The organism is Actinoplanes sp. ATCC 53533 (assembly GCF_003947245.1).
This window is the reverse complement of the sequence record NZ_QHHV01000194.1, coordinates 1-17,821: the sequence shown is the minus strand read 5'-3', so window position 1 is coordinate 17,821 and position 17,821 is coordinate 1. Positions and strand designations below refer to the sequence as shown.

The window sequence follows — 17,821 nt, the reverse complement described above, 5'->3', positions numbered from 1 at the left end:
CGACGCCGAGGTCGACGTCGTCGTGTCCTACCTGCCGGTGGGCTCCGAGGAGGCCGACAAGTTCTACGCGCAGGCCGCGATCGACGCCGGTTGCGCGTTCGTCAACGCGCTGCCCGTCTTCATCGCCTCGGACCCGGCGTGGGCGCAGAAGTTCACCGACGCCGGCCTGCCGATCGTCGGTGACGACATCAAGAGCCAGGTCGGTGCGACGATCGTGCACCGCGCGCTGGCCAAGCTGTTCGAGGACCGCGGTGTCGAGCTGCTGCGCACCTACCAGCTCAACTTCGGCGGCAACATGGACTTCATGAACATGCTGGAGCGCAAGCGCCTGGTGTCGAAGAAGATCTCCAAGACCCAGTCGGTGACCTCCCAGATCCCGCACGAGATGGTCAAGAGCGACGTGCACATCGGCCCGTCGGACCACGTGCCGTGGCTCGACGACCGCAAGTGGGCCTACATCCGGCTCGAGGGCCGCAGCTTCGGCGACACCCCGCTGAACGCGGAGCTCAAGCTCGAGGTGTGGGACTCGCCGAACTCGGCCGGCGTCATCATCGACGCGGTCCGGGCCGCGAAGATCGCCAAGGACCGCGGCATCGGTGGCCCGATCCTCTCCGCGAGCTCCTATTTCATGAAGTCACCGCCGGTGCAGTACAGCGACCACGACGCGAAGAACGCGGTCGAGGCCTTCATCAACGGCGACATCGAGCGCTGATCCAGCGCCAGAGGTAAGGCCGGACCGCGATGCGGTCCGGCCTTCTTCATGTGATCTGTGGCACGCCGGTCGCTAAGCTCATCGATGTGCGCCCCTCGACGGCCGCCCTCGTGCTCGGCCTCACCGCATCCCTGACGGCCTGTGCCAGCCCAGGCAACACCCCTCCTCCCGGTACGCCCGCAGCCGCGTCCCGTCCGGCGACTTTGTGGGCCAGCCTGGCGCCCGCCCAGCCGGAACTGATCGGCTCGGCGCCCGGCCGGGTGGGGCCGAGACCGGGCGCGGTCTGCGACGGCCGCGCGGGCAGGATCCCTCGGCCGCCGACCACCACACCCGATCCGCAGCTCAGTGCCGAGTCCGACGCCGCCGCCCGAGCGCGCCGGGCGCTGGAGGCGGCGAACCCGCCGATCCCCCGGCGCGGCCCGGTCCGGGACGACGCGGCCGCCATAGCGGAGTCGTGCGTGCGGACGCTGCGGCTGGAGCTGACCTTGCTGACCGGCGGCCGGGGAGGGCGCCCGGGAGAGCCTGCCCTGCTGCGGACACTGACCTCGAAAGGGCTTTCCGGCATCACCGTGGGCAAAGAATCGGCCTTCGCCGCGTCGACCGGCACGGCCTGCGTCTACGGCACGTTCACCGCCGAGGGACCGGAGCTGACCATCGGCCCGCTCGCCGCGAACGACACCTGCCATCCCTGACCTCAGCACTCAACCCACGCGGCGCAACCCCGCACACTCAGCCCACGCGGCGCAACCCCGCACACTCAGCCCACTCAGCCCACTCGGCGCAACCCCGGACGCCTGCCCCTCAACCCGCTCGGCGCGGCCCGGACGCCTGCCCCTCAACCCGCTCGGCGCGGCCCGGACGCCTGCCCCTCAACCCGCTCGGCCTCGGCGCGGCCCCGCACGCTCAGCACTCAGCCCGCTCGGCGCAACCCCCGCACGCCTGCCCGTCGGCCCGCTGGGCGCAACCCCGCACGCCTGCTCCTCAGCCCCAGGCGCGCTCCAGGGCGACGCGGGCCTCCAGCTCCAGGAGCTGCCGCTTGCGGGGTAGACCGCCGCCGAAGCCGGTCAGCTTGCCGCCCGCCCCGACCACCCGATGGCACGGGACGAGCACCGGCACCGGGTTGTGATTGCAGGCCGTGCCCACGGCACGGGCCGCACCCGGGTCGCCCAGTGCGGTGGCGATCGCGCCATACGTCAGCATCTCGCCGTACGGAATCGCGGCGATCTGGGCCCACACGGCCCGCTCGAAATCGGAGCCGCCGCGCAGCTCGACCGGCACGGTGAAATCCGTCAGCGCGCCGGCGAAGTAGGCCTTGAGCTGCTCGGCGGCCGGATGCTCGGCCGGCTCGCCGTAGGTCGCGCCGAACCGCACGCCGACCACGATGTCGCCGTCGAGCTCGACGCCCAGCGGGCCGATGGGTGAATCCACAAGCAGCTGCATGACCCGATTCTGCCGCGCGGGTACGACACTTTCGGCGTCAGGAGATATGGCCCTGCTCGCGGGCCCAGCGCTGCAGCTCCGCCTCCGCCTCGTCGCGGTCCAGCGGGCCGCGGTCCAGGCGCAGCTCCTTGAGGAAGCGCCAGGCCTGACCGACGATCGGACCCGGCGGCACGCCGAGCAGTTCCATGATCGCGTTGCCGTCCAGGTCGGGCCGGACCCGGGCCAGGTCCTCCTCGGCCTCGATCCGGGCGATCCGCTCCTCGAGCGCGTCATAGTCGGCGGACAGCGCCGCCGCCTTGCGCTTGTTGCGCGTCGTGCAGTCGGAGCGGGTGAGCTTGTGCAGCCGGGGGAGCAGCTCGCCGGCGTCGGTGACGTAGCGCCGCACGGCCGAGTCGGTCCACTCGCCGCGGCCGTAGCCGTAGAAACGCAGGTGCAGGGCGACCAGCTCGACCACCTCGGACGTGACGTCCTTGGGGAACCGCATCGCCTTCATCCGCTGCTTGGTGAGCCGCGCGCCGACCACCTCGTGGTGGTGGAAGCTGACCCGCCCGTCCCGGCCGACCGCCTTGGTGGCCGGCTTGCCGACGTCGTGCATCAGCGCCGCCATCCGGAGCACGAAGTCCGGGCCGGCGTCGCCCTCCAGCCGGATGGCGTTGGTGACCACGATCAGCGTGTGCTCGTAGACGTCCTTGTGCTGGGCGTGCTCGTCGATCTCCAGCTTGAGCCCGGAGATCTCCGGGATGAACCGGTCGGCCAGCCCGGTGTCGACCAGCAACCGCAGGCCGGCGATCGGGTCCACGCCGCAGAGCAGCTTGGTGAACTCCTCGCGGATCCGTTCGGCGGTGATCCGGTCCAGGTCGGCCGCCATCTCCGTCATGGCCTCGACGACCGCTTTGTCGACGGTGAAACACAGCTTGGCGGCGAACCGGGCCGCCCGCAGCATCCGAAGTGGATCATCGCTGAACGACGTCGCGGGGGAGTCCGGCGTCCGAATGATCCCGGCGGCCAGGTCATCTAGGCCGCCGTACGGGTCCGTGAAGACGTGGGCCGGCAGGCTGACGGCCATCGCGTTGATCGTGAAGTCACGCCGGCGCAGGTCGTCGAGCAGATTGTCGCCGTATTCCACCACCGGGTTGCGGGTCAGCCCGTCATACGCCTCGGCCCGGAACGTGGTGATCTCGATCCGCAGGCCGTCCTTCTGGATCCCGATCGTGCCGAACTCGCGGCCCGTCTCCCAGATCGCGTCCGCCCAGCTCTTGACCAGGGCGAGCGTCTGCTCCGGCCGGGCGTCGGTGCAGAAGTCGAGATCATCGCCCAGCCGGCCGAGCAGCGCGTCCCGCACCGAGCCCCCGACCAGGTGCAACTCATGGCCGGCGGCGCCGAAACGGCGCCCCAGCTCATCGGCGACAGGGGAGACCCGCAGCAACTCCGCGACGGCGTTGCGCTGGGCTTTACTCAACTCAGACATGGGACGACCAGACTAGCTGGCCCCCAGTTTGCCCAAAGGCGGTGGGCTGGATGGCCTTCAGTCCCGTCAAGGGCGGTGCTGGGGTGGTCAGCTGGATGGGCTTCAGTCCGGCTTAGGGCGGTGGTGGGGTGGTCGGATGGGGGATCGTGGCGGTGCCGGGGCGCAGCGGGCAGGATGGTTGTCGTGCCCGTTTCCGAGGCGCTGCGTCGCCTCAGTGAGGATCCGAGATTCTGGTCCTTCCTGTTGGTGCACGACGGCGCGTTCCCCGATCCCGACCCGGTCGAGCTGCGCGTCAGCCTTCCGGTCACCGGCGGCTACGGCCTCGTGCTCGACCTCGACCTGGCCACCGGCGAGCAGACCCTGGGCCTGCGGGAGCCGGCCACCACCGAGCCGGTGCAGCTCGGCTGGGCCGCGCCCGGCCGGCCGTACCCGGCCGCGCTGCGGTGGCACGAGCTGGAGCTGTGTGCCCGGGTGATCGCCCTGGAGGATCCGACCCTGCCGCATCCGGGCCTGGTCGTGGCCCTGCTGTCGCCGTTCGCGCCGCTGACCGCCGAGGATGACGAGAGCGCGGTAGCGGCGATACGCGAGGCCGCGTACCGGTCGCTGCGCCGCGAGGTGCCGCCGGCCGCGCCCGCGGGCCCGGAGCAGGCGCCGTTGCCGCTCTTCGCCGCCGAGTCCTGGTGGCCGCAGCCGCCGGCGCTGTCACCCCAGGTGATCGACGAGGCCGCCGTCGCGGCCTACACCGCCTCGGCCCCGGCCTGGCTCGAGGTCCGCGGCGGCTCCCGCTTTCCGCGCGAGGGCCTGGCCGAGCTGGTACGGCAGGCAGCCCAGCGGCTGTCCCGGCTGCCGGAGGAGAAGTGGTACGCCCAGGTGCGGCCGCTGGCGCGGCACATCGCGGACACCGGGGACCTGCGACCGGTCAACGACCTGCTCGGTGTTCTCACCGAGGCGGGCTGTGACCACCCGACCGTGCTGGACGCGCTGAGCGAGCCGATCGTGCCGGTCGAGGCGTGCTGGATGGTGGAGACCCTGGCCGGTGCGCTGCCCGGCAGCCTGCTGCGCCGACACGTATGAGGCATCGCCTGGCTAGGGTGACGGTGTGTCAGTACCCCTGGGGAGGTCTTGGTGAACGGCGGCCTGTACCGCAGCTCGCACGCCTCGAGCGACGGTGATCCCCGGTCGTCCGACGGCGCGATCCTGATCTCGGTCGATGACGGTGCCGGCGGCACCGCGGCCGGCGACCAGGCGCTGCCGCCGGATGACATCCCGCCCACCGACGGCGGCGAGTCCTCCGGCGGCAGCACGGCCGGCAACAGCGCCGTCATGGCGATCGGCAGCCTGGTCAGCCGTTTGATCGGCTTCGTGCGCAACATGCTGATCGGCATGACGCTGGGCGCCGGCATCGGTGACGCGTACACCAGTGCGCAGTTCCTGCCGGGGCAGATCTATGAGCTGTTGCTCGGCGGCATCCTGTCCAGCGTGCTGATCCCGCTGCTGGTGCGGCGGCGCAAGGCCGATCCGGACGACGGCCTGCTGTTCACCCAACGGCTGCTGACCTTCGCGGTCGTCACGCTCGGCCTCGCGACCGTGCTGGTGGTGGCCGTCGCCCCGTGGATCACGGCGATCCAGTCGAGCTCTGGCACGTCGGACGGCTACAAAGATCTGGTCACCGCGTTCGCATACCTGATCCTGCCGATCATCTTCTTCACCGGCCTGTCCGCGATGATCAGCGCGGTGCTCAACGTTCGCGGGCACTTCGCCGCGCCGATGTGGGCGCCGATCCTGAACAACCTCGTGGTCATCGCCACCTGCGGCGTCTTCATCCTGGTCTTCGGCACCACGAAGGGCTTCGCGCCCGAGCAGATGACGCCCGGGCGGATCGCGCTGATCGGCGGCGGCACGCTGCTGGGCATGGTCGCGCAGGCGATCGGCCTGCTGCCGGCGCTGCGCAAGGTCGGCTTCGCCTGGAAGTGGCGGTGGGCGCCGCGGGCGCTCGGGCTGGGCGAGGTGGGCCGGCTGGCCGGCTGGATGCTCTGCTACGTCGGCGCCAACCAGGTCGCGGTCTTCGTCGTGGTCCGGGTCCTGAACGGGGTCTCCGGCGGCAACAACGCCAGCGTGCTGGCCTTCAACAACGTCTACCTGCTGACGATGATGGCGCACGGCATCATCGGCGTCTCGGTGATGACCGCGCTGCTGCCCAAGATGAGCGCGGCGGCGGCCGAGGGCCGGTTCGCCGACGTCAGCGCCGATCTGAGCCGCGGCATCCGGCTGACCACCACCGCCCTGGCCCCGATCGCCGTCGCGTACGGCGTGCTCGGTCTGCCCATCGCGGTGACGCTCTTCCAAGGTGGCGCCTTCACCTACGAGGACGCGTTCGCCACCGGCACGGTCCTCGTGGTGGCCGCGTTCGGAGTGATCCCGCTCTCAGTCAGCTACCTGTGCACCTATACCTTCTACGCGCTGCAGGGCAACAAGACCGTGGCACTGATCAACATCCCGGTCGTCGTCCTTCGCATCGCCGCCTACTTCGTGCTGGCCGAGGTGCTCTCCGACTCGTTCGCGGCCGCCGGCATGACCGCCGCCAACGCCCTGTCGTATCTGCTGTCGGCGGCGATCTCGCTCGCCGTGTTGCGCCGCCGGATCGGCCGGCTCAACCTCGGCTCGATGGCCAAGGGCCTGCTCAAGGTCATCGTGTCCGCCGCGGTGGCGGCCGCGGCCGGTCTGCTCGTCGTGCACCTGCTGCCCGGTGGTGACACGCCCGGGCGATTGACAGCCGCACTTCAGGTTGCCGTCTCCGGCGGAGCCATCATGGTGGTCTATCTGGCGACGGCCGCGCTGCTGCGAGTACACGAGATCACCCAGGTCGTCGGCATGGTGCGTCGCAAACTGGGCCGCTAGCCGGTTAAGAACCTGTGGATAAATCTCTGATCAGGTGGTTTCCGCGCACCGACCGGCGGAAACAGTCCTGGCGGACGGCCCCGGACGGGTGCCGCGGCAGGGGATGACGTGTAGGCCGCTGGCCAAGGGCGGGTAAGGTCGTGTTCGACACGTGCGGACCCACCGAGGGAGGACGGGTGACCCAGGTCGGCGAAGGCCACGAGACCGCGGCCGATGAGGCCGGACCGGTCATGACCTTCGGTGCACCCACCGTTGGTGAGATCCTGGCCGAGCGGTACCAGCTCGAAGAACACGTCAATGACGACAGCGCGGGCCGACAGGTCTGGCGTGGCATCGACGTGATTCTCCGGCGCCCTGTGGCAGTTGTGCTGCGCTATCCCGGCGGCGACTCCGCGACCGAGATGCTGCAGGCGGCGGTCGATGCGAGCCGCGTCATCCACCCCAACCTGGTCGGCGTCTACGACGCGATCGACGAGGGCTCCCGGGCCTATGTGGTGCGGGAATGGGTGGACGGCGAGGCGCTGCGCGAGCTTGTCGCGCAGGAGGGTCCGCTGGACCCGGCGCGCGCCACCGCGATCGCCCATTCCATCGCCGACGCGCTGGCGGCGGTGCACGCCACCGGCATGGTCCACGGCAACGTGCACCCCGGCACCACCCTGATCGGCGACGACGGCCGGATCGTGCTCGCCGACGCGCGGGCCGATTCTGCCGACAGCACCGAGACGGACGTGCGCTCGGTCGGCGGCCTCCTCTACTTCTCGATGACCGGCCACTGGCCGCACTCCGAGATCAGGAGCTCCGCGCTGCCCGACGCGATGCGCGACGGCAACGGAGCGATCGTCCCGCCCCGGCAGATCCGCGCGGGCGTGCCGGCCTACCTCGACGACCTGACCATGGACCTGCTCGACAAGCGCGTGGCGACTCCCGACGGCAACGCGCTCACCGCCGAGCTGGCCCGGCTCAATTCCTCCGACGACGACTACGAGGACGTCGGCCCGCTGCGCTTCACCCAGGGCACCTCGGCCGAGCCGGTCCGCAGCACCCGCAAGATCGTCATCGGCATCGGCGCGCTGGTCGTCATCGCCGTGATCGGGCTGGTCTTCGGCATCCAGGCGATCAGCGAGTCGGGCAACGAGACACCGAAGAGCACCCAGGCCAACTCCTCGCCGCAGGGCGGCACCGGCACCGGCACGGGCAACCCGGACGACAACAACGCGCCGGCCGCCACGCCGCAGAAGATCAAGCTGACGAAGGACATGGTCCGCATCGTCGACCCGCCGAAGGGCGAGCGGAACGACACGGGCGAGGCCGCACTCACCGTCGACGACGACGACGAGACGGGCTGGGAGACGCAGCGCTTCCAAAACCGCTCCAACTTCGGCAACCTGAAGGCCGGCATGGGCGTCCTCATCAACCTCGGCAAGCCGCACCACGTGAGCGAGATCCAGGTGGTGTCCTCCGCATCGGGCGTCGCGATGGACATCCGCGAGGGCACCAGCGACCCGGGCGACTCCAGGACAGGCGACGACCAGGTCGTCAAGACCTACAAGAGGCTCGGCGACGGCGACACCGAGAAGACCATCGGCACCAAGGCGATCTTCACAGTCTTCGACGACGCCAAGACCTACCAGTACCTGCTGGTGTTCCTCAGCGACCTGCCGCGGGCCGACGACGGCGACGGCTACAAGATCAAGGTCACGGACATCGCGGTGTACGGCACCGACTGATCGAAGCCCAGAAAGTGATCCCCTTACCGGCGCCCGGTAGGGGGATCATTTTTTGTTTCGCGGCCACCCTCGGCACGGCGTCACGCCCAGTCTGCCATCGGGGAGCTCGTGCCGACGGCCGAGGAAATCCCCGTCGATCTCGAAACAAATTCGGACCTCGGCCTTCGGACGGCCGCCCGAACGCGGTCGCTGCGCGCCTCGGCTACATTGCTCACGTGACTAGTGGCCACGCGCCCGGCGGTACGGACCTTCCGGGTTTGACCGACGCCGAACTGCTGCGTGCCCACGTCACTGGTGATCCCGCCGCATTCGGCGAGTTGGTCCGGCGGCACCGCGATCGGCTGTGGGCCGTGGCCCTCCGCACGATCGGCGATCGCGAGGAAGCCGCCGACGCGGTGCAGGACGCGCTGCTGTCGGCGCACCGCGGCGCGGCCCGCTTCCGTGGCGACTCCGCCGTCACCACCTGGTTGCACCGCATCGTGGTGAACGCCTGCCTGGATCGGATCCGCCGGCGTCAGGCCCATCCCACTGTCCCGCTGCCCGACGGCAATCGATCCGAGGACGGCCCCAGCGGGCCCGAGCCGGCCGCCCCGGTTCAGGATCATGACACCGCTCTGGTGGTCCGGGCGGCGCTGGCGGCGCTGCCGGCCGAGCAGCGTGCCGCCCTGGTGCTGGTGGACGTGCAGGGCTATCCGGTGATCGAGGCGGCGGAGATCCTCGGTGTCGCCGAGGGCACGATCAAAAGCCGGTGCGCCCGCGGCCGCGCCCGGATGGCGCTGTCCCTCGGCCACCTGCGAACGGGCTCGGATGCCGGCCCGGCCGCCGGGGCCACCGGCCGCAACGGGGGAGACGGCGATCACGCCGGGAACCGGGCGGCCACCGCGCGCGTCCCATCCGGGTCGGGAGCGGCAGCGCCGCATCCATCCGTGCGTGACAGATCAGTGGCCGACAGAGGAGACCAGCAGTGACCGGGGCAGAGTTCAGCGAGGTCGACATCGACCTGCTGGCCGACTATGTCGGCGGCGCGCTGGACGGCACTCCGGACGAGGCTGTCGTCGCCGCACTGATCACCGAGGACGCCGCGTGGCGTGACGCACACGCCCGGCTCTCCGCCGGGGTCGCCACCGTGACAGGCCAGTTGCGGGCGCTGGGGTCGCTCGCCGAGCCGATGCCCGCCGACATCTTCGCCCGGCTCGACGCCGCGCTGCTCGACACAGCCAACGCCGCGAGCACAGCCAGCGCCACGAGCACGACCAACGCCACGAGCACGACCAACGCCACGAGCACGACCAACGCCACGAGCACGACCAACGCCGAGATGGCGATCATTGCTGAGCGCACGACCGGTGCCGGGGCTGCGGCCGGCGACGAGAGCATCGTCACTGCTCAGGAGCTCGCCGGGCGCGCCGCTCGGGCTGGTCGGCCAGCTTCGATCGAGGACGTTTCCTCCGGTGCCACGGTCGGTCCGGCTGCCATGGAGCCGGGGAGCGATGGTGCTGCGCCTGCCCGGCATCTGGTCGCCGTACCGTCCGGGTCTCGCAGTAAGCGGGCGCGGCGCCTGCGGTGGGCCGCTCCGGTCGGGATCGCCGCCGGAGTGCTCGCGTTTGTCGGTTTCGGGTTCCAGCAGCAGTTCGTCGGCGGGGGCAGCAGCGAGGATAGGGCCTCGTCGGCCGGCAACTCGTCGGCGGAGGACGCCGCGCCGCAGATCGCAGCGGGCTCGGATCTCGGTCTGGCGGGCAGCCCGGCGCGGATCGTCGAGTCCGGCACCGACTATCGCCGCGACACGCTCGGCCAGAGCCCCTTCCGTGACCGGGCCGCCCCGCAGGTCCCGCCGGAGCAGTTGGGGGCCATGAGCAAGGCGGCGCCGAGTCCCGGGCCGAGCGACGCGGTCGATCCCCTGGCTCGCCTGCGGGTGCAGGAGGCCTTGCGCGCTTGCATCGAGGCGATCGCGAAGCAGCACGGAGCCGGTGAGATCGTTCCGCAGACCATCGACTTCGCCCGGCTCGACGGTGCCCCGGCCGTGGTCGTGGCGTTCACCGCCGCCGGCGGCTCGTGGGTGTGGGCGTCCGGCCCGGCCTGCGGCACGCCCGAAGCCGGCGCTGCCAAGCTCGCAGCGGTGAAGGTAGGCTGAACAGACGTCGTCCCGCCCGGAGTGAGGTGGGTTACCTATGCCCTCCGGCACATGCCGGGACGCCTGGGAATGCGCCCTCATACGATGACGTTCCAGCATGCGATGTCGCCGATGTGTCGGCGAACCCAGACTGAGGAGTCGGCAGTGGACGAGGTCCGAAACCTGATCATCATCGGCTCGGGACCGTCCGGTTACACCGCGGCTTTGTATGCGGCCCGGGCGAACCTCAAGCCACTCGTCATCGAGGGTGTGCAGTCCGGCGGCGCCCTGATGACCACCACCGAGGTCGAGAACTTCCCGGGCCACCCGGACGGCATCATGGGCCCCGAGCTCATGGACAACATGCGCAAGCAGGCCGAGCGGTTCGGCGCCGAGTTCATCACCGACGACGTGACCCGCGTCGAGTTGGGCGACAAGCCCACCGAGGCCGGCACCGAGGGCCTGAAGACCGTCTGGGTCGGCGAGACGCAATACTTCGCCCGCGCCCTGATCCTGTCCACCGGATCCGCGTGGCGTCCGCTGGGTGTGCCCGGCGAGCAGGAGTTGCTCGGCCACGGTGTCTCGTCGTGTGCGACCTGTGACGGCTTCTTCTTCCGCAACCAGCACATCATCGTGGTGGGCGGCGGCGACTCCGCGATGGAGGAGGCGACCTTCCTCACCCGCTTCGCCGAGACCGTGACGATCGTGCACCGCCGCGACGACTTCCGGGCCAGCAAGGTGATGGCGCTGCGCGCGAAGAGCAACCCGAAGATCAAGATCGAATGGAACAGCGTCGTCGAGGAGATCCTCGGTGACGACGGCAAGGTGGTCGGCGCCCGGCTGCGAAATCTGCAGACCGGCGAGACCAAGGTGCTCGATGTCACCGGCGTTTTCGTCGCCATCGGCCACGACCCCCGCAGCGAGCTGTTCAAGGGTCAGATCGAGATGGACGATGACGGGTACGTGAAGGTCGACGCGCCCAGCACCCGCACCAACGTCCAAGGCGTGTTCGCCGCCGGCGACCTCGTCGACCACACCTACCGCCAGGCCATCACGGCCTCCGGCACCGGTTGCGCCGCCGCGCTCGACGCGGAACGCTTCATCGCCTCGTTCATAGAGCTGTAATTCAGGAGGGTTTTTCGTGGGAGCAACCAAGGCGGTCACCGACGCCACCTTCGTGACTGACGTGCTGCAGTCCGACAAGCCGGTGCTGGTGGACTTCTGGGCCGAGTGGTGCGCGCCGTGCAAGAAGGTCGACCCGCTGCTCGCCGAGATCGCCCTCGAGATGGGCGACAAGGTACAGATCGTCAAGGTCAACATCGACGAAAACCCGGAGACCGCCCGCGCCTACCGGGTGATGTCCGTGCCGACGCTGACCATGTTCAAGGGTGGCGAAGCGGTCAACTCGGTCGCCGGCGCCAAGCCCAAGGGCGCCCTGGTGAAATTCATCGAGTCGGCGTTCTGAGCTGCTCCGCAACGCCCCGCATCCGGATGGATGCGGGGCGTTGCGCTTGCCCCTGAATCACTGTCGGAACGCTTTCGGTGCCGAGCCGTTCCGGACCCCGAGGGGTACGCTCCGTAAGTTGTCTTCTGCTCTTCCCCCAGTCGTTAGGGAGCCCGCGCGTGCGTTCGATCCGACGTGGAGACACCGGCCCGGCCGTGGAGGAGATCCAGTCGATCCTGGTCGGTCTGGAACTGCTTCCGGCGCTGGGCGAGGCCTTCGACGAAGCGACCGAGAACGCCGTACGGGCCTTTCAGCAGAGCCGGGGAATCGGCGTCGACGGCCTGGTCGGCTCCGAGACCTGGCAGGCGCTCGACGGCGCCCGCTGGAAGCTCGGCGCCCGCACCCTCTACCACTCCGTGCCGACGTCCCTGGTCGGCGAGGACGTCCGGGCGCTGCAGGAGCGGCTCCTGGAGATGGGCTTCGACAGCGGTCGCGCGGACGCCATCTACGGCCCGCGCACCGCCCGGGCCGTGGCCCAGTTCCAGCGCGAGGTCGGTCTCACCGCCGACGGCTCGTGCGGCCCGCAGACCATGAAGGCGCTGCGCCGCCTCGGCCGCAAGGTCGTCGGCGGCCGGCCGCAGTGGCTGCGCGAGGCCGAGGCGTTCCGCCAGTCCGGTTCCAGCCTGGTCGGCAAGACCATCATCATCGACCCGGGTCACGGTGGCGCCGAGGACCCCGGCGTGATCGTGCCGGACGGGCCACTGCGCTGGACCGAGGCCGACCTGGTCTTCGACTTCGCGACCCGGCTCGAGGGCCGGCTGCTCGCCGCCGGCATGCGCGTGCACCTGACCCGCGGCCCGTCGCCGGCGCAGCCGATGACCGGCCAGGAGCGAGCAGCCCTGGCCAACAGCCTCGGCGCCGACCTGTTCATCTCGATGCACCTGGACGGGCAGGAGACGCCGGCCGCGGACGGCGTCGCGACATACCACTACGGCACCGGCAACGGGCTCACCTCGACGGTGGGGGAGCGGCTCGCCAACCTGGTGCAGCGCGAGATCGTGGTGCGCACCGGCCTGCGCGACTGCCGGATCCACGCCAAGACCTGGGAGCTGCTCCGACTGACCCTGATGCCCGCCGTACGGGTGGACCTGGGTTATCTGTCCTCGCCCACCGACCGGGCGCGACTGATCGACCCGGCGTTCCGGGAGCAGGTCGTCGAGGCTGTCCTGGCCGCGGTCCAGCGCATGTACTTCCCGGTCGAGGCCGACGTGCCGACCGGCTCGATCGACGTCCGGCAGCTGCGGCTGGCCCTGGCCTCCCGCAACGCCTGACTCCTAGTTGGGCGTGGAGCGGGTGGCGGCCGCGGGGCGCACCGGGCGCAGCAGCGTCTCGGGGCTCATCGAGCCGAGCAGCTTCTCCAGCGCGTATTCGACGTCCGACTTCCACGACAGGGCCGTCCGCAGCTCCAGCCGCAGCCGCGGATAGCGCGGGTGCGGGCGGACCGTCTTGAAGCCCACCGACAGGAAGAAGTCGACCGGGGCGACGCAGCCCTCCTCGCCGTCACCGGCCTCGCCGAACTTCGCATCCCCGAAGGCCTCGATCGCCTTCACCCCACGCTTGGTGAGATCACGCGCCACGCCCTGGACGAGCATCCGGCCGAGGCCACCGCCCGCGAACGCCGCCACGACATGCGCGGTCATCAGCAGCGCCGCGTCGGCCGAGACCGGCGACGTGGGGAAGGCCATGGACCGCGGGACGTAGGCCGGCGGGGCGTACATGACGAAGCCGGCGGGCATGCCGTCGACGTAGGCCAGCTTTCCGCAGCTGCCCCATTCGAGCAGGGTCTGCGACACCCACGCTTCCTTCTCGAGCCCGGGATCACCCGAGGCGCAGGCGCGCTCCGCGGCGACCGGATCGAGCTCCCAGTAGACGCACTGGCGGCACGGCCGGGGTAGATCCTCGAGCGTGTCGAGAGTCAGGTTGACGAGGCGTCGCGACATGCGGGACCCCTTGAGAATCGACGATTTTCGGACTCGAAGCACGGTCCTGTCCACGTGCTTGTCCGCGCCCCCGCACGGATACTACGCCGCAATGCCCTTGAACGGGAGCGTAACGGTCGTTAACCACGGGCGGCCCGCCGCGCCGGGCGATTAGCATGGGCGCCAATGTGACCAGCGATTTTCGAGGTGAAGCCGCATGACCGGCACTACTCAAGACGACTACACCGACCGGTACGCGCGGCGAGTCCGCGGCATGACGAGCTCCGAGATCCGTGCCCTGTTCGCCGTGGCGAGCCGGCCGGAAGTGGTCTCGCTGGCCGGCGGGTCGCCGTACATCGCGGCGCTGCCGCTCGACGCGGTCGGCGAGATGATGGGCCGGCTCGCCACCGACCTCGGCACCACGAGCCTCCAGTACGGCATCGGCCAGGGCACGTTCGAGTTGCGCGAGCGCATCTGCGAGGTCATGAGTGTCTCCGGCATCGACGCGTCCACCGGCGCCTCCCCGGACGACGTGGTGGTGACCGTCGGCGGCCAGCAGGGCCTCGACCTGGTGGCACGGCTGTTCCTGGACCCGGGCGACGTGGTGCTCGCCGAGGGGCCGACCTACGTCGGCGCACTCGGCGTGTTCCAGGCCGCCCAGGCACAGGTACGGCACGTGGCTATCGACGCGGACGGCCTCGTGCCGGCCGCGCTCGAGCAGGCCATCGTCTCCTCCGCCGGTCGCGCGAAGTTCCTCTACACGATCCCGACGTACCAGAACCCGGCCGGTGTCACGCTGACCGAGGCCCGGCGCGAGGAGATCCTCGACATCTGCGAACGGCACGGGCTGCTGGTGGTCGAGGACGACCCGTACGGGATGCTCAACTTCGAAGGCGAGGCGCCGCGCCCGCTCCGGTCCCGCCGGCGCACAGGCATCCTGTACGTGAGCACGTTCTCCAAGACCTTCGCGCCGGGGCTGCGGGTGGGCTGGATTCTGGCCCCGCATGCCGTACGGGAAAAGCTGGTGATGGCCAGCGAGGCGAACATCCTGTGCCCGAGCGCGTTCGCGCAGGGCGCGGTGACGCAGTATCTGTCGACCATGCCGTGGCGCGAGCAGATCAAGACGTACCGCGAGATCTACCGCGAGCGGCGCGACGCGCTGCTCGACGCGCTCAGCGACCTGATGCCCGCCGGCACCACCTGGACCCGGCCGGGCGGCGGCCTGTTCGTCTGGGCGAACCTGCCAGAAGGGCTGGATTCGAAGGCGATGATGCCGCGCGCGATCGCGGCCCGGGTCGCCTACGTGCCCGGCACGGGCTTCTACGCCGACGGCACCGGCCGCGCCAACCTCCGGCTGAACTTCTCGTTCCCGCCGCCGGACCGCATCCGCGAGGGCGTGCGCCGGCTGGCCGGCGTGATGGAGCAGGAGCTGGCGACACGCGCGATCTTCGGACCGACAACCCCGACCCGCCGTCGTGGGCGCGCCGGCGCGGACGCTCCCGGCCCGGACCTGGCATGAGTCTCGCCGCGAGCTTGATCCGTTGAACGTGTGCATCGTTCCGGCCGGACAGCGTCGCTGCTCATGGCGACGGTGCACCCGGTCGGTACGGTTGCCGCGTGAAGAACGCCCGGCCGTCGCGGCTGCCAAGTGCACTTCTGATCACGGCCATTTGCCTGATCGGTATCTGCGGGCTGCCAGCCGCCGGGCTCTTCGTGCTGCTGGGCCTCAGGGGTGACGAGGGCATCAGCCCGCCCGTCATGATCGGGGCACCGGCGCTCATCGCGTATCCCGTCGCTGTGTGGCTCTGGCTGCGGGCTCGACGACCGAAGAGCACCGGTCGGGCCTGGCTGCTCGCCACGCTGGGCCTGCTGCTCGTCGTCGGCACCTCGTTCGTGCCGGTTACGGTTCTCGGATCGGCACTGGCCGAGGAATGGCAGGAGACCCAGCCCGGTGGGCGTGGCTACCGGCCTCCCACGGCCCCCCGGTAAACGAACGCTCTGTTCCGCGTCAGGCCGCGTCCCGGCGATGCCGGTGGACCGCGGCGAAGACCGCCAACCGGCAGGATCGCCTCATCGGGCCGTAATGCCTGCGGCATGGGCGACGCTGGGCTCGAGGAAGGCAGGTTGTCCGGCCGGATACTGACCCGACCGCCGATGAACGTCAGGTTCCTGGGCAGCTCCGGCCAGCAGAGTCTCAAGAGCCGCGCGAGCGTGGCCGCGACGCTGGTGATACGGATCGATGCGATAGCCGATCTCATGCCGACGCGCCGCCCGCAGCTCAGGACAGTGGGCGGGAATGCCGGCGAGCGCTGTGCTGGGTTCGGTGTTCAGGTGCTCGGGTTTGGTCATGATCCAGCTGGGGATCCGGCTTGGTTTCGGTGCCGGCTTCGGCCGGGTCGTGGTGGTTGGCGGGCGCGGTGGACGGCGGGCGTGGCGGTCGGCGGATCGGTGGACGCGGTGGACGCGGTGGACGACAGGCGCGGTGGACGACAGGCGCGGTGGACGTAGGTAGCGCTGGCTGCCGCAGGATTGCAGTTCGGCATGCGGCAGGACGGCTCGGTCAGTCTTTCGGCGCGGCGGTGGTGGATGTAGTCGGCGTGGCCGCCCTGCACGCTGGACGGGGTGGAGAGCCTGCGCGAGCAGGTCGTCGAGGCTGGCGGCCGCGGCACGGTGCGGAACACAACCCCGAGCTGCCGGCTGATCTCGGTCAGGGAGTGCCCTTGGCGCGAAGCTGGTGGACGGCGGCGTGCCGCTGCTGCTTGCGGGGTTGGCCGTTGACGGCGAGCGTGCGGTCCGGGTGCGGGGACCACGGTGTCGGCAACCTCGGCTGGCGGTGCGGGTTCGGCCAGACAGCCGCGGTAGGCCCACGGTTTCTTCACCGGCTCGCCGGGATTGGCCCAGAGGGTCGGTGCGCCTTCGGCGTAGGTGCCGCTGCGGTCACGGCAGATGACCTGTATTCCGGGATGCGCCTGTAGCCCTCGCGGCGAACGTCTCGGCGGTGCGCCCGGCGAGTACGTCGATCGGGCGGTGGGTGTCCAGGTCGATCAGGATCGTGGTGTCGACCTGCCCGCGCCGCAGCGCCACCCGTGGCCTCACCTTCAGCTCGGGCGCCGGCAACGCCCGGAGCAACGTCGAACGGCTCACCGCGATCGTTGAACGGGCCGCCAGCCGGGCACCCGGACGGCCGACCAAGGCCGCCGCGATGGTCTGCAACTGCCGGCGTAACGGCACGCTCGCCCGGGCGTGGGGCGCCAGGGCGCCATGCATACGAACCGCCGAAGCTGAAGGTGGATGCGTGCCGGGCGTGGCCTTGTCGGTGGCGGTGGTCGACCTCGGCGCCTGCCCGCGGGCGCTCCCGGCCGTGGAGATCGTGGCCCGGGATGGGGTGTACGACTGCTCGGCCCGGTGCGCGGCCGGGCTGACGACATGGCACACGCCGGCTTGGCTGCCGCGTCAGTGGTGGCGGCCGTCGCTGGCGCGGCGCTGGTGCCGGCACGGTGATGGCGGCACGGTAGTGGCGGCACGGTGATGGCGGCACGGTAGTGGCGGCACGGTGATGGCGGCACGGTAGTGGCGGCACGGTAGTGGCGGCACGCGAGGTGTTAGGTCTGCGGGGTGTCTCTATGATCTTTGTCAAGCGGCAGCGGTGTGTTTTGTGGGGTTTTCGGTGCTGGGTTGTTGGTAGGGCTGCTTGTCGCGGAGCATGGCGTAGATGACGTCGGTGCGTCGTCGGGCGAGGCAGACGATGGCGGCGTTGTGTTTCTTCTTCTCGGCTCTTTTACGGTCGTAGTAGGTGCGGCTGGTCGGGTCGGCGAGGCTCGCGAACGCGGATTGGAACAGCGCGTTCTTGAGGGCGCGGTTGCCGCGCCGGGACCGGGTCTCGCCCTTGATCGAGGTTCCGGACCGGCGGGTCACCGGGGCCAGGCCGGCGTAGGCGGCCAGGTGAGCGGCGCTGGGGAACGCGGAGCCGTCACCGACGATGGTGAGGATCTTCAGGCTGGTCCTGACCCCGAGTCCGGGCAGTCGAGGTCAGGACCTCGTGC

The 17,821-nt window shown here is 70.4% G+C and carries 17 protein-coding genes and 2 pseudogenes; 13 read left to right on the top strand and 6 right to left on the bottom strand.

Annotation, left to right across the window (positions count from 1 at the left end):
• On the top strand, positions 1 to 712 hold a 712-nt coding region (locus DMB66_RS45830), incomplete at its 5' end, for an inositol-3-phosphate synthase (RefSeq protein WP_233625319.1).
• Positions 713 to 798: 86 nt separating this feature from the next.
• Positions 799 to 1,404 (top strand): hypothetical protein, encoded by a 606-nt coding sequence (locus DMB66_RS45825; protein ID WP_125810401.1) that lies wholly within the window; start codon positions 799 to 801, stop codon positions 1,402 to 1,404.
• A 289-nt stretch (positions 1,405 to 1,693) separates the two neighbouring features.
• Here DMB66_RS45825 and DMB66_RS45820 read toward each other — a convergent pair whose 3' ends face one another.
• Positions 1,694 to 2,152: a methylated-DNA--[protein]-cysteine S-methyltransferase gene (locus tag DMB66_RS45820; RefSeq protein WP_125810400.1), complete on the bottom strand. Its 459-nt coding sequence runs from the start codon at positions 2,150 to 2,152 to the stop codon at positions 1,694 to 1,696.
• A gap of 37 nt (positions 2,153 to 2,189) precedes the next feature.
• Positions 2,190 to 3,620, bottom strand: a complete 1,431-nt coding sequence (locus DMB66_RS45815; RefSeq protein ID WP_125810399.1) for a CCA tRNA nucleotidyltransferase — start codon at positions 3,618 to 3,620, stop codon at positions 2,190 to 2,192.
• A 174-nt stretch (positions 3,621 to 3,794) separates the two neighbouring features.
• Here DMB66_RS45815 and DMB66_RS45810 point away from each other — a divergent pair, with 174 nt between their 5' ends.
• From DMB66_RS45810 to DMB66_RS45775, 8 genes are all read left to right on the top strand, one after another.
• Positions 3,795 to 4,694, top strand: coding sequence for a hypothetical protein (locus tag DMB66_RS45810; protein ID WP_199753012.1), 900 nt, complete (start codon positions 3,795 to 3,797; stop codon positions 4,692 to 4,694).
• 51 nt (positions 4,695 to 4,745) lie between these two features.
• Positions 4,746 to 6,518, top strand: a complete 1,773-nt coding sequence (murJ, locus tag DMB66_RS45805; protein ID WP_125810397.1) for a murein biosynthesis integral membrane protein MurJ — start codon at positions 4,746 to 4,748, stop codon at positions 6,516 to 6,518.
• Between the two features lie 176 nt (positions 6,519 to 6,694).
• Positions 6,695 to 8,245: a protein kinase family protein gene (locus DMB66_RS45800; protein WP_233625318.1), complete on the top strand. Its 1,551-nt coding sequence runs from the start codon at positions 6,695 to 6,697 to the stop codon at positions 8,243 to 8,245.
• A gap of 215 nt (positions 8,246 to 8,460) precedes the next feature.
• Positions 8,461 to 9,213 carry an RNA polymerase sigma factor SigM gene (sigM, locus tag DMB66_RS45795; RefSeq protein ID WP_125810396.1) on the top strand — a complete coding sequence of 251 codons (753 nt, stop codon included), beginning with the start codon at positions 8,461 to 8,463 and terminating at the stop codon, positions 9,211 to 9,213.
• Positions 9,210 to 10,376, top strand: coding sequence for a hypothetical protein (locus tag DMB66_RS45790; RefSeq protein ID WP_125810395.1), 1,167 nt, complete (start codon positions 9,210 to 9,212; stop codon positions 10,374 to 10,376). Before sigM ends, DMB66_RS45790 begins: the two co-directional genes overlap by 4 nt.
• 144 nt (positions 10,377 to 10,520) lie before the next feature.
• Positions 10,521 to 11,480 carry a thioredoxin-disulfide reductase gene (gene trxB / locus DMB66_RS45785; RefSeq protein ID WP_125810394.1) on the top strand — a complete coding sequence of 320 codons (960 nt, stop codon included), beginning with the start codon at positions 10,521 to 10,523 and terminating at the stop codon, positions 11,478 to 11,480.
• Between the two features lie 16 nt (positions 11,481 to 11,496).
• Positions 11,497 to 11,820, top strand: coding sequence for a thioredoxin (gene trxA / locus DMB66_RS45780; protein WP_125810393.1), 324 nt, complete (start codon positions 11,497 to 11,499; stop codon positions 11,818 to 11,820).
• A 158-nt stretch (positions 11,821 to 11,978) separates the two neighbouring features.
• Positions 11,979 to 13,130 carry an N-acetylmuramoyl-L-alanine amidase gene (locus DMB66_RS45775; protein WP_125810392.1) on the top strand — a complete coding sequence of 384 codons (1,152 nt, stop codon included), beginning with the start codon at positions 11,979 to 11,981 and terminating at the stop codon, positions 13,128 to 13,130.
• A gap of 3 nt (positions 13,131 to 13,133) precedes the next feature.
• Here DMB66_RS45775 and DMB66_RS45770 read toward each other — a convergent pair whose 3' ends face one another.
• Positions 13,134 to 13,799, bottom strand: coding sequence for a GNAT family N-acetyltransferase (locus tag DMB66_RS45770; protein WP_125810391.1), 666 nt, complete (start codon positions 13,797 to 13,799; stop codon positions 13,134 to 13,136).
• Positions 13,800 to 13,995: 196 nt separating this feature from the next.
• Between DMB66_RS45770 and DMB66_RS45765 the strand changes: the two genes are divergently transcribed.
• Both DMB66_RS45765 and DMB66_RS45760 read left to right on the top strand, forming a co-directional pair.
• Entirely contained in the window at positions 13,996 to 15,297 is a 1,302-nt protein-coding gene (locus DMB66_RS45765) for a PLP-dependent aminotransferase family protein (protein WP_125810390.1), read from the top strand.
• A 98-nt stretch (positions 15,298 to 15,395) separates the two neighbouring features.
• The gene (locus tag DMB66_RS45760; protein ID WP_125810389.1) at positions 15,396 to 15,767 is read left to right on the top strand and encodes a hypothetical protein; all 372 of its coding nucleotides are present in this window, start codon (positions 15,396 to 15,398) and stop codon (positions 15,765 to 15,767) included.
• 81 nt (positions 15,768 to 15,848) lie between these two features.
• Here DMB66_RS45760 and DMB66_RS45755 read toward each other — a convergent pair whose 3' ends face one another.
• Complete coding sequence (locus tag DMB66_RS45755) at positions 15,849 to 16,127, bottom strand: GNAT family N-acetyltransferase (protein ID WP_125810388.1); 279 nt, start codon at positions 16,125 to 16,127, stop codon at positions 15,849 to 15,851.
• Between the two features lie 588 nt (positions 16,128 to 16,715).
• Positions 16,716 to 17,045 (bottom strand): transposase, encoded by a 330-nt coding sequence (locus tag DMB66_RS45750; RefSeq protein WP_125810387.1) that lies wholly within the window; start codon positions 17,043 to 17,045, stop codon positions 16,716 to 16,718.
• 49 nt (positions 17,046 to 17,094) lie between these two features.
• Here DMB66_RS45750 and DMB66_RS63110 point away from each other — a divergent pair.
• Positions 17,095 to 17,226: pseudogene (locus DMB66_RS63110) on the top strand (D-alanine--D-alanine ligase); the annotation flags it as partial.
• 185 nt (positions 17,227 to 17,411) lie between these two features.
• Here the strand turns inward: DMB66_RS63110 and DMB66_RS45740 are convergent.
• A pseudogene (locus DMB66_RS45740) lies at positions 17,412 to 17,821 on the bottom strand (transposase); the annotation flags it as partial.

Coding starts and splice junctions, on each gene's coding strand:
- DMB66_RS45820 (WP_125810400.1), bottom strand. CDS start 2,152: ATGCAGCTGCTTGTGGATTCACCCATCGGCCCGCTGGGCGTCGAGCTC.
- DMB66_RS45815 (WP_125810399.1), bottom strand. CDS start 3,620: ATGTCTGAGTTGAGTAAAGCCCAGCGCAACGCCGTCGCGGAGTTGCTG.
- DMB66_RS45810 (WP_199753012.1), top strand. CDS start 3,795: ATGGTTGTCGTGCCCGTTTCCGAGGCGCTGCGTCGCCTCAGTGAGGAT.
- DMB66_RS45770 (WP_125810391.1), bottom strand. CDS start 13,799: ATGTCGCGACGCCTCGTCAACCTGACTCTCGACACGCTCGAGGATCTA.
- DMB66_RS45765 (WP_125810390.1), top strand. CDS start 13,996: ATGACCGGCACTACTCAAGACGACTACACCGACCGGTACGCGCGGCGA.
- DMB66_RS45755 (WP_125810388.1), bottom strand. CDS start 16,127: ATGACCAAACCCGAGCACCTGAACACCGAACCCAGCACAGCGCTCGCC.
- DMB66_RS45750 (WP_125810387.1), bottom strand. CDS start 17,045: ATGCATGGCGCCCTGGCGCCCCACGCCCGGGCGAGCGTGCCGTTACGC.